Below are 9,815 nucleotides of genomic sequence, written 5' to 3' on the forward strand. Positions count from 1 at the left end.
GGTCTCAACATGCGGCGCGTCTGTGGATAAGTGCCGCGCCTGCGCGAACCTACTGAAGGTGGGGAACCGCCGGTAGCCTTGATTAATCCAGCAAGGAGTTATGTACCGTCGCGAAGACGTGCTCGGCCAGGCGAAATTGTGTGGACTCGTCCAGGGTCGACAGGTGGCTGTCCAGGCACAGGTGCGTGAACCCGTGCAGGGTCGACCACGCGCCGATGGTGTTGAAGAGCAGCTGCTCCTGGGTCAGCGTGGTGCCGGACTCGGCGGCATATGCCATCATGGCTGCGCGGTAGGAGAGGATCGCCTTGACGTGGGAGGGCGGGAGCTCGAACGTGGCTGCCAGATCGGCGGGGCTAAGCCCCTGCTCGCTGGTGAGCGTCGAGCTGAAGGCGACCGGGAAGGTGGTTTCCGCGACGGCGAGCATGCAGCGGAAGAAGTTGGGCTCCTCGCGGGAGAAGGCGAAGTAGGCCCAGGCGGCATCGTGAAGCGCTTGGCTGGCGGTCGTGGCGCCGGAGTTGAAGCCATCGAGAGCGCCTTGGACGCGCGCGACTAGCTCGCCGATGGCGGCCTTGGCGACGGCGTGCTGGAGCTCGACCTGGTTCTTGAAGTGGCGATAGGCGGAGGTTGGGGAGACGTCGGCCTCGCGGGTGACCGCCCGGATGGTGACGGCGTTGGGGCCTCCGCGCTGGCCGTACCTGGTTGCAATCCGCAACAGTTCGTTGTACAGGTCACCGTGATGGTAAGGCTTCGATCGCTGTTCCACCCTCGCTACGGTAGCGCTGAATATTTTTCCAGGAACTGTCTCGCCTCGTGGGAAGCGGGCGCGTGGGGGTAAAAAGTCTTTATTTATTTTCCGGCGGTTTCGCCGGTATGCATCATCAGCAGCATGACGGCAGGGGTATTACCTTTGTTTTTCTCCCCGGGGCAATCGACCCGGTGCGGTGCGTAGGCGGGGAGGTGGATCACAGTGCCGGGGGTAACGTCCGCGGCCTGGCCGTCGTAGGTGAACGTCACCTCCCCGGCCAGGCACTGGACCGTGATGGGGTGCGCCGCCTTGTGGTCGGGGAGGCACTGCCCGGGCAGGAAGCTAAACAGAATGAGGTTGACGCCGTCGGCGGTGAGCACGCGGCGGACGCCGGGGCGGGGGCGGGAGGCATCGCTGGCAGGGGCGAGTTCGAGCAGGTCGAGGCTGGTGAGCGTGGTCTCGGCCGGAGTAGCCTCACCGAAGGTCTCGGGGCGGTTAATTGGTAGGTTGTCCATCGGTGTCCAGTCTAGCGGGCGCGCCAATTAGTATGGGGCGTATGGATTTGATGATTGGTCGCGTGGTGAAGTCGCACGGGGTAAAAGGTGAGGTCGCGGTGGACGTGACCACGGACGACCCGGACGTCCGCTTTGCGGTGGGCGAGGTTATCCACGGCACGCAGGGAAACAAGGAGCATGCGCTGACTATCGCGTCGGTGCGCCCGCACCAGTCGCGCCTTTTGGTGCGCTTCGAGGAGATTCCGGACCGCACCGCCGCAGACTCCCTGCGGGGCACCAAGTTCTTCGCGCCCCCGCTTGACGATGCCGACGACGACGGCTTCTACGAACACGAACTGTTGGGCCTGCGCGTTATCCACGACGGCGCGGACATCGGCGAGGTCACCGCCCTGCAGCCCGGGGTGGCACACTCGCTGCTGGAGTTTCGCGGCGCCGAGGGGCGCACCAGCCTTATCCCGTTCGTGGAGGAAATGGTGCCGGAGGTCGACCTGGAGGCCGGGACCGTGACGGTCACGCCACCGGAGGGGCTGCTGGATCTATGAGGCTCGACGTCGTCACGATCTTCCCGGAGTATTTGGACCCACTGCGCCACGCGCTGCTGGGCAAGGCCATCGAGCAGGACCTACTGCAGGTCGGCGTGCACGACCTGCGTCAGTGGGCCACGGACCGGCACAAGTCGGTGGATGATTCCCCGTTCGGCGGTGGGCCCGGCATGGTCATGAAGCCCACAGTCTGGGGCCCGGCGCTTGACGATGTCGCCGCCGGCACCGGCCCGGCAGCCACCGCCGCGCACCTGAAGTCTTCGCTACCGCACCTGAACCGGGCGCGCCACGACGAGCTGGAGGGCATCGAGGCGCGCCCCTACGCGGCCGACGGCGCCTCCGAGGATAAGGACGGGCGCCCGCTGCTCATCGTGCCGACGCCGGCGGGCGAGCCGTTCACGGAGGCGCACGCGCGGGAGTTTTCCCGCGAGGAGCACATCGTTTTTGCCTGCGGGCGCTACGAGGGCATCGACCAGCGCGTCATCGACGACGCGCAGCGCCGCTACCGGGTGCGGGAGGTCTCCATCGGGGACTACGTGCTCATCGGTGGGGAGGTCGCGGTGCTGGTGATCGCGGAGGCCGTGGTCCGGCTGGTGCCGGGCGTTCTGGGCAACCAGCGCTCGCACGAGGAGGACTCCTTCTCCGACGGGCTGCTGGAAGGACCCAGCTACACCAAGCCGCGCGTGTGGCGGGAGCTTCCGGTGCCGGAGGTGCTGGCCTCGGGTGACCACGCGAAGGTGGACCGCTGGCGCCGCGAGGAATCGCTGCGCCGCACCCGGGCCCGCCGCCCGGAACTGCTGGAGCAGGCCGAGCTCAGCGACGCCGACCGCGCCTTCCTGGAAGGCTTGGACGCGGAAGGGGAGGCGCGGTAGCCATGGAGGTTTCTACCGATCTGTCGGTCCTGGTGGGCGAGGAGGAGCTGCATGCCTGCGTGCCTGCGATGCCCGCCGCCCTGGCCGAGCGCCAGGTCATCGTGAGCGATATCGCGGTCGAGGTCGTCGACGCCGAGTGCGCGGCGGATAACGTCCTGGTCCGCGAGTACGTCTGGAAGCACGGCGAGAAACCGGTGGGGCTGGTGGTGTGGCGGGTCATCGTCAACGCGGAGACTGCGCTGGCGCTGCCGAAGGTGACCCAGGCGGTTGCAGAGGCGCTGCCCGCAGGGGCGCTAAGCTACGGCACGAGCGAAATCGGGCACACCGAGTTTGGCCTAGGTACGACCCTGGCGTACTCGGCGTCCCGGTAGTTTAGATTCTTAGTAGAAGAGGTATTTTGTGAATATTGCAGCCACGATTGCTGCGGAATTGAACGTGCCCGTCGACCAGGTTGAGGTCGCGCTCAAGCTCATGGCGGAGGGCAACACCGTGCCTTTTATCGCCCGCTACCGCAAAGAAGCGACTGGCGGGCTGGACGATGCCCAGCTGCGCACCATCTTCGAGCGCGCGACCTACCTGCGCGAGTTGGAACAGCGCAAGGAAACGGTGCTGGCGGCCATCGAGGAGCAGGACAAGCTGACCGATAAGCTGCGCGCCCAGATTCTCGCCTGCGAGTCGAAGGCCCGCCTGGAGGACCTGTACCTGCCGTACAAGAAGCGGCGGAAAACGAAGGCGGACATCGCCCGCGAGGCCGGCCTGGAGCCGCTGACCGACCAGCTTATCGAGAACCCGGCGGCGGACCCGGACAAGCTGGCCGAGCAGTTCGTGACCGAGGGCTTCGCCGAGCCGAAGAAGGCGCTGGAGGGCGCGCGGGCCATCCTGGTGGACCGCTTCGCCCTCGACGCTGATCTGGTCGGCCAGGTGCGCGAGAAGTTCTTCGACGAGGGCGCGCTGGGAGCCCAGGCCGTCGAGGGCAAGGAAGCCGAGGGCGCGAAGTTCAAGGACTACTTTGACTTCTCGGAGCCTTTCGACACCCTGCCCTCGCACCGCATTCTGGCGCTGCTGCGCGGCGAGTCCGAGGGCGTGTTGCACCTGAACCTGGATGCCGGCGAGGACGCGGCCTATGAGGGGATCATCGCGGACCGCTTCGATCTAGATACGTCGTCGGCCTGGCTGGCCAACGCGGTGCACTGGGGCTGGCGCACCAAGCTCTATGTCTCCTCCAGCCTGGACGTGCGCATGCGGCTGAAGGAGCGCGCCGAGGAAGGCGCGCTGCAGGTCTTCGCCACGAACCTGCGCGACGTGCTGCTAGCCGCCCCCGCGGGCCAGCGCGCCACCCTGGGCCTGGACCCGGGCTACCGCAACGGGGTCAAGTGCGCGGCTCTGGACGCGACCGGCAAGGTGCTAGATACCACCATCATCTACCCGCACCAGCCACAGAACCAGTGGTCGCAGGCGGTTAGGGAGCTGGCTACCTGGTGCGCGCAGCACTCGGTGGACCTGATGGCCATCGGCAACGGTACCGCCTCCCGGGAGACGGAGAAGCTGGCCAGCGAGGTGGCCGACCTAGTCGCCCAGGCCGGCGGGGCGCGCCCCACGCCCGTGGTGGTCTCCGAGTCGGGCGCGTCGGTCTATTCGGCTTCCCCGCTGGCGGCGGAGGAATTCCCGGACATGGACGTCTCCCTGCGCGGGGCGGTCTCGATTGCCCGCCGCCTCCAGGACCCGCTGGCCGAGCTGGTCAAGATCGACCCGAAGGCCATCGGCGTGGGCCAGTACCAGCACGACGTGAACCAGACCCAGCTGGCGCGCACCTTGGATGCCGTCGTCGAGGACGCCGTCAACGGGGTAGGGGTAGATCTGAACACCGCCTCGGTCCCGCTGCTGGAGCGCGTCGCCGGGGTCAACTCCACCATCGCCGGCAACATCGTGGCCTACCGCAACGAGCATGGCAGCTTCGCCAGCCGCAAGGAGCTCAAGAAGGTCCCGCGGCTGGGGCCGAAGGCCTTCGAGCAGTCCGCCGGCTTCTTGCGCATTACCGGCGGCACCGACCCGCTGGACACCTCCGCGGTGCACCCGGAGGCCTACCCCATCGTGGCGGCGATTGCGAAGTCGACGGGGCTGGGCATCGGCGAGCTGATTGGCAACAGCCGCGTGCTGAGCGCGCTGAACCCGCAGGACTTCGCCGACGAGACCTTCGGTGTGCCGACGGTGACCGATATCATCGCCGAGCTGGACAAGCCGGGCCGCGACCCCCGCCCGGAGTTCAAAACCGCCACCTTCCGCGAGGGTGTAAACAAGGTCTCCGACTTGACCCCGGGCATGATCCTGGAGGGTGCGGTGACCAACGTCGCCGCCTTCGGCGCCTTCGTGGACGTGGGGGTCCACCAGGACGGGCTGGTGCACGTGTCCGCGATGAGCCACAAATTCGTCTCCGACCCGCACGAGGTGGTCCGCTCCGGCGAGGTCGTCAAGGTCAAGGTCATGGACGTTGACGTGCAGCGCCAGCGCATCAGCTTGAGCCTGCGCCTGGACGACGAGCCCGGCGAGGACGGCAAGCCCGCCAAGCCGGGCAAGCCTGGAAAGGAAGCCAAGGGCGGCCGGGGGCGGAAGGGTGGCGGCAAGAAGCCGAACAAACCGCGCGGCGGCAAGCGCGGCCAGCCCGCGGCCCCGCAGGGCGGTTCCATGGCCGACGCGCTGCGCAAGGCCGGCTTCGGGCGCTAAGAACCGCTGCCCGGGATTTGGTGCGGGCTTAGTGCTTGTGTCAAAATGGTTAACTGCTGTATGTAACAGGCACGAACCGGCGCACGGGCGCTAGGGTCCTCTGTCTTAAACTGAAAAGGATTTAAACAATGAGCAACATCATCGACAAGATCGATGCCGCGCAGATGCGCGACGACATCCCGGCCTTCCGCCCGGGCGACACCCTCGAGGTTGACGTCAAGGTCATCGAGGGCAGCACCGAGCGTACCCAGCTGTTCAAGGGTGTCTGCATCCGCCGCCAGGGCTCCGGCATCCGCGAGACCTTCACCGTCCGCAAGGTCTCCTTCGGTATTGGCGTGGAGCGTACCTTCCCGGTCCACTCCCCGAACATCGCCTCCATCAAGGTCTCCCGCCGCGGCCGCGTCCGTCGCGCCAAGCTGTACTACCTGCGCGACCTGCGCGGTAAGAAGGCCCGCATCAAGGAGCGCCGCTAGCTGCTGCCTGCGCCCTACAGCTTTGGGGTGCCGCTCACGCCGCTGGTTTCCGGGACCGCCAAGTCCGGGGCCAGCGGCGTTTTGTTGTGTCTGGACCATTTGGGATGCTCGCCGCGAGGTGCTCGCCGCCGCAGGCGCCATTGTTGATAGGATCTACTGCGTGAATTACGACAACACAGCATCAACCCCGACCCCGGATGAGCCCGAGCAGGCCCAGGCGCAACCGGTGGAGCAGGAAAAGAAGCAGCTCCCGTGGCTGGTGGAAACGGCTCTGATTGTCGTGGGCGTGCTGCTGGTTGTCGGCGTCGTGCAGACGTTTATCGGCCGCCAGTACGTCATCCCGTCGGCGTCCATGGAACCGACTCTGCACGGCTGCGAGGGCTGCACCAACGACCGCATCTTCACCGAGAAGATCAGCTACTACGGCGACAAGAGCCCGGAGCCGGGCGACGTCATCGTCTTCGAGGGCACCGACTCTTGGAACACCAACTACCAGTCGCCGCGTTCGGACAACTCGGTCATCGCGGCCATCCAGGAGGCGCTGAGCTTCGTCTCCCTCGCTCCGCCGGACGAGAACACCCTGGTCAAGCGCGTTATCGCGACCGGCGGGCAGACGGTGTCCTGCCAGGCCGGCGACCCAGCGGTCATGGTGGACGGCAAGCCCATCGACCAAAGCTACGTGATGGACCCGCCGACCTACCCGGTCGATGAGAACTCCGGCTCCGAGGCCTGCGGCGGGCCGTACTTCGGCCCGGTGACCGTGCCGGAGGGCAATTACTTCATGATGGGCGATAACCGGACCAACTCGGCGGATTCGCGCTACCACCTCGATGACCCGTACCACGGCACCATCCCGGACGAGAACGTGCGCGGCAAGGTGGCCTTCGTCTTCTTCCCGTTCCAACGGCTCGGCGGCGTCGATGACCCGGGCATCCAGCAGTAACCAGCCTGCGCGTTTACCCCGGCGGGATTACCGGCGTGCGGGAGATCCCCGCCCGGACACCCGCCGGGCCGGCGCCGCGGACGGGACCGGGTCAGAGCAGCGGCCGGGGCGCGCGCCCCGCGACGGTGAGGACGGCGCCAGCTGGTGGCGCGGCATGGCCCTGGCCGTCGTGGCGACCGTCGTGCTGCTGAGCCTCATCCAGGCCTTCATCGGCCGGCTCTATGTGGTCCCGTCCGGCTCGATGGAGCCGACCTTCCACGGCTGCGCCGGTTGCGAGAACGACCGCATAGCGGTGGAGCGGGTCTCCTATTATTTCCAGGACCCGCAGCCCGGCGACGTCGTCGTTTTTGCGTCCACGCCCTCCTGGGACGGCGAGTTCGCCGTGGAGCGCTCCCACAACGTGCTGGTGCGCGGCCTGCAAAACCTGCTCTCCCTGGTAGGCCTGGTGCCCAACACGGACAACATCCTGACCAAGCGCGTTATCGCCACCGGCGGGCAGACAGTGTCCTGCCAGGCCGGCGACCCGGCCGTGATGGTTGACGGCCGGCCCACGGATCAGTCCTTCGTGCTGACCCCACCGGTCAACGAGGTCAACCCGCTGACCGGCTCGGAGGCCTGCGGCGGGGACTACTTCGGACCGGTGACCGTGCCGGAGGAAAGCCTGTGGTTGATGGGGGACTCGCGGACGAACTCGCTCGACTCCCGCGCTCACCTGGGCGACAACCGGCAGGGGACCATCCCGGTCGACAACGTCCGCGGCAAGGTCCGCGCGGTGATCCTGCCGCTGGGCCGCGGCGGCATCGTCAAGCACCCGGACATCCAGGGGTAGCCGGACGTGCGGGCGCTGAAACAGCTGCGGACCTACGAGGTCGCGCTATCCAAGGCGGGCCTGGGGCCGGTCGCGGGCGTGGACGAGGCCGGCCGCGGGGCGTGCTGCGGGCCTATCACCATCGCCGCGTGCGTGCTGCCGGACAAAATCATCCCGGAGCTTTCCACCCTGACCGACTCCAAGAAGCTCACCCCGCAGGCGCGCGAGCAACTTTATCCCATCATCCAGGACTGCGCCTGGGCCTTTGCCATCGTGCACATCGGGCCCGCCGCCATCGATCACCGCGGCATCCAGCACGCCAACGTCTCCGGGATGCGGCGCGCCGTCGCGCGCCTAGACGTGCGGCCGGGCTACGTGCTTACCGATGCCCTGAAGGTGCCCGGCATGCCCTGCCCACAGCTGCCGATGACCGGCGGCGACGCGGCGGCTCGGTGCATCGCGGCGGCAAGCGTGCTGGCCAAGGTCTCCCGGGACCGGCTGATGGTGGAACTCGACGAGCGCTACCCAGGCTACGGCCTGGCTGGACACAAGGGCTACGGGACGGCGGCGCACACGCGCGCCATCGAGGAGCTAGGCGTCAATCCGCAGCACCGCCTGAGTTACGCCAACGTCGCCGCCGCGCAGCGAAAATACCTGGGCGCGCCTTGACGTGTGTGGGCCGCGGGCAGAATATGCTGGGCGTTATTACCTGCCCACGCGCTAAGGAGGAAGACCAACGTGAGTGCCGAGGACCTGGACAACTACGAGGCTGAAGTCGAGCTGTCGCTCTACCGCGAATACCGCGACGTGGTCAGCCAGTTTTCCTACGTGGTCGAGACCGAACGACGCTTCTACCTGGCGAACGCGGTAGAGCTCATCCCGCACACCTCCGGCGCGGACGTCTACTACGAGGTGCGCATGTCGGACGCCTGGGTCTGGGACATGTACCGCGCGGCCCGCTTCGTGCGGTACGTCCGCGTTATCACCTACAAGGACGTCAACATCGAGGAGCTCGACAAGCCCGATTTCGTGCTGCCCGATTAAGGGCGCGCTACTATAGGCGCTGGCGGGGCAGTGCGCAACTTTAAGGGCGCGGCGCCTGTGGATAACTCGGGGTGCTAAGCAGTTATCCACAGATTTGCCGGTTGCGGGGAGGCCTGCCCTTGTGCGGGGGTTGACTGCGGCGGTGTGATGTGGGTGTGCCGTTCGGGCACGCGCTTCAAGCCACAGAATTTTTTGGGGGGAATTTCTACATGCACACCGCCTATACAGGTAACCATGCCTTAGCCCGCCGCGGGGAGGCCTACGCGGCGCAGTTTTACCGCCGCCGCGGCGGCCAAGTCCTGGCCCACAACGTCCACTACGCGGTCGGGGAGATTGACCTTATCGTGCTGGCGGGCGAAACCGTCATCTTCGTCGAGGTCAAAACTCGCAGCCGGCGCGACTTCGGCGTCGCCGAGGCCGTGAGCCCGCGCAAGCTGGCGCGCCTGCGCAAGGCGGCGCGGCTTTGGTTAAAGGACAAGCCTTTCGCACAGGTGCGCTTCGACGTCGTGGCGCTGGTGACCTGCGGCGAAGGTTTCGAACTTGAGCACTACCCGGGGGTCGATGATGGCGCTCGGTAAATGCTATACGACCGCCCTCGACGGGGTCCTGGCCAACGTGGTCACCGTCGAGGCCAATATCGGGGCCGGGCTGCCCGGCACCCACGTGGTGGGCTTGGCGGATACCGCCATCACGGAATCCCGGGAGCGCATGCGCACCGCGGTGACCAATTCGCAGCTGCGCTGGCCCAAGACGAAGATCATCATCTCCATGTCGCCGGCGTCCATGCCCAAGTCCGGCTCCCACTTCGACCTGCCCATGGCGCTGGCCATCCTGGTCGCGGCGATGGGGCCGGAGGCGGACCTGGAAACGGGCATCGACGGCGCGAGCCCCGCGGGGCGCCTGGCCAGCTGCCTGGTGCTGGGGGAGCTCGGCCTGGACGGGACCGTGCGCGGGGTGCCCGGGGTCATCCCGGCGCTGCTGTCGGCGCGCAAGCACGGCTACCGCACGGTGCTCATCCCGCCGGACAACGCCGCGGAGGCCGCCCTGATTTCCGACATGAACGTGCTGGTGACGCCGACGCTCGAGCGGGCGCTGGCGTGGGTCTGCGGGGCGACCCCGCTGGAATCCGCCGCCGCGGCAGCCGGGCCGGGC

13 protein-coding genes are annotated in these 9,815 nt (G+C 67.2%); 11 read left to right on the plus strand and 2 right to left on the minus strand.

What is annotated here, in order from left to right:
• Positions 1-82: 82 nt before the first annotated feature.
• Positions 83-763: a TetR/AcrR family transcriptional regulator gene (locus HMPREF3067_RS06155; protein ID WP_070768855.1), complete on the minus strand. Its 681-nt coding sequence runs from the start codon at positions 761-763 to the stop codon at positions 83-85.
• 83 nt (positions 764-846) lie between these two features.
• Positions 847-1,260 carry a cupin domain-containing protein gene (locus tag HMPREF3067_RS06160; RefSeq protein WP_070768856.1) on the minus strand — a complete coding sequence of 138 codons (414 nt, stop codon included), beginning with the start codon at positions 1,258-1,260 and terminating at the stop codon, positions 847-849.
• Positions 1,261-1,301: 41 nt separating this feature from the next.
• Here HMPREF3067_RS06160 and rimM point away from each other — a divergent pair, with 41 nt between their 5' ends.
• From rimM to HMPREF3067_RS06215, 11 genes are all read left to right on the plus strand, one after another.
• Positions 1,302-1,802: a ribosome maturation factor RimM gene (gene rimM, locus HMPREF3067_RS06165; RefSeq protein WP_070768857.1), complete on the plus strand. Its 501-nt coding sequence runs from the start codon at positions 1,302-1,304 to the stop codon at positions 1,800-1,802.
• On the plus strand, positions 1,799-2,674 hold the full coding sequence (trmD, locus tag HMPREF3067_RS06170) for a tRNA (guanosine(37)-N1)-methyltransferase TrmD (protein ID WP_070768858.1): 876 nt from the start codon (positions 1,799-1,801) through the stop codon (positions 2,672-2,674). Before rimM ends, trmD begins: the two co-directional genes overlap by 4 nt.
• A 2-nt stretch (positions 2,675-2,676) precedes the next feature.
• The gene (locus tag HMPREF3067_RS06175; protein ID WP_070768859.1) at positions 2,677-3,045 is read left to right on the plus strand and encodes a hypothetical protein; all 369 of its coding nucleotides are present in this window, start codon (positions 2,677-2,679) and stop codon (positions 3,043-3,045) included.
• Positions 3,046-3,073: 28 nt separating this feature from the next.
• Positions 3,074-5,395, plus strand: coding sequence for a Tex family protein (locus HMPREF3067_RS06180; RefSeq protein WP_070768860.1), 2,322 nt, complete (start codon positions 3,074-3,076; stop codon positions 5,393-5,395).
• A 128-nt stretch (positions 5,396-5,523) separates the two neighbouring features.
• Positions 5,524-5,868 (plus strand): 50S ribosomal protein L19, encoded by a 345-nt coding sequence (gene rplS / locus HMPREF3067_RS06185; RefSeq protein WP_070768861.1) that lies wholly within the window; start codon positions 5,524-5,526, stop codon positions 5,866-5,868.
• A 226-nt stretch (positions 5,869-6,094) separates the two neighbouring features.
• Positions 6,095-6,811: a signal peptidase I gene (lepB, locus tag HMPREF3067_RS06190; RefSeq protein WP_070768862.1), complete on the plus strand. Its 717-nt coding sequence runs from the start codon at positions 6,095-6,097 to the stop codon at positions 6,809-6,811.
• 154 nt (positions 6,812-6,965) lie between these two features.
• A complete protein-coding gene (gene lepB / locus HMPREF3067_RS06195; RefSeq protein WP_070768863.1) occupies positions 6,966-7,640 on the plus strand; it encodes a signal peptidase I in 675 nt (224 codons plus the stop codon).
• 6 nt (positions 7,641-7,646) lie between these two features.
• Entirely contained in the window at positions 7,647-8,288 is a 642-nt protein-coding gene (locus HMPREF3067_RS06200) for a ribonuclease HII (protein ID WP_070768864.1), read from the plus strand.
• 69 nt (positions 8,289-8,357) lie between these two features.
• Entirely contained in the window at positions 8,358-8,663 is a 306-nt protein-coding gene (locus HMPREF3067_RS06205) for a DUF2469 domain-containing protein (RefSeq protein ID WP_070768865.1), read from the plus strand.
• Positions 8,664-8,872: 209 nt separating this feature from the next.
• Positions 8,873-9,241, plus strand: coding sequence for a YraN family protein (locus HMPREF3067_RS06210; RefSeq protein WP_070768866.1), 369 nt, complete (start codon positions 8,873-8,875; stop codon positions 9,239-9,241).
• Positions 9,228-9,815, plus strand: a 588-nt coding sequence (locus tag HMPREF3067_RS06215; RefSeq protein WP_141759344.1) for a magnesium chelatase domain-containing protein, incomplete at its 3' end; no start/stop codon positions are given. The genes HMPREF3067_RS06210 and HMPREF3067_RS06215, both read left to right, overlap by 14 nt.

Source organism: Corynebacterium sp. HMSC04H06 (genome assembly GCF_001815935.1).
Taxonomy (GTDB): Bacteria; Actinomycetota; Actinomycetes; order Mycobacteriales; family Mycobacteriaceae; genus Corynebacterium.

Coding starts and splice junctions, on each gene's coding strand:
- HMPREF3067_RS06160 (WP_070768856.1), bottom strand. CDS start 1,260: ATGGACAACCTACCAATTAACCGCCCCGAGACCTTCGGTGAGGCTACT.
- rimM (WP_070768857.1), top strand. CDS start 1,302: ATGGATTTGATGATTGGTCGCGTGGTGAAGTCGCACGGGGTAAAAGGT.
- trmD (WP_070768858.1), top strand. CDS start 1,799: ATGAGGCTCGACGTCGTCACGATCTTCCCGGAGTATTTGGACCCACTG.
- HMPREF3067_RS06175 (WP_070768859.1), top strand. CDS start 2,677: ATGGAGGTTTCTACCGATCTGTCGGTCCTGGTGGGCGAGGAGGAGCTG.
- rplS (WP_070768861.1), top strand. CDS start 5,524: ATGAGCAACATCATCGACAAGATCGATGCCGCGCAGATGCGCGACGAC.
- lepB (WP_070768863.1), top strand. CDS start 6,966: ATGGCCCTGGCCGTCGTGGCGACCGTCGTGCTGCTGAGCCTCATCCAG.
- HMPREF3067_RS06210 (WP_070768866.1), top strand. CDS start 8,873: ATGCACACCGCCTATACAGGTAACCATGCCTTAGCCCGCCGCGGGGAG.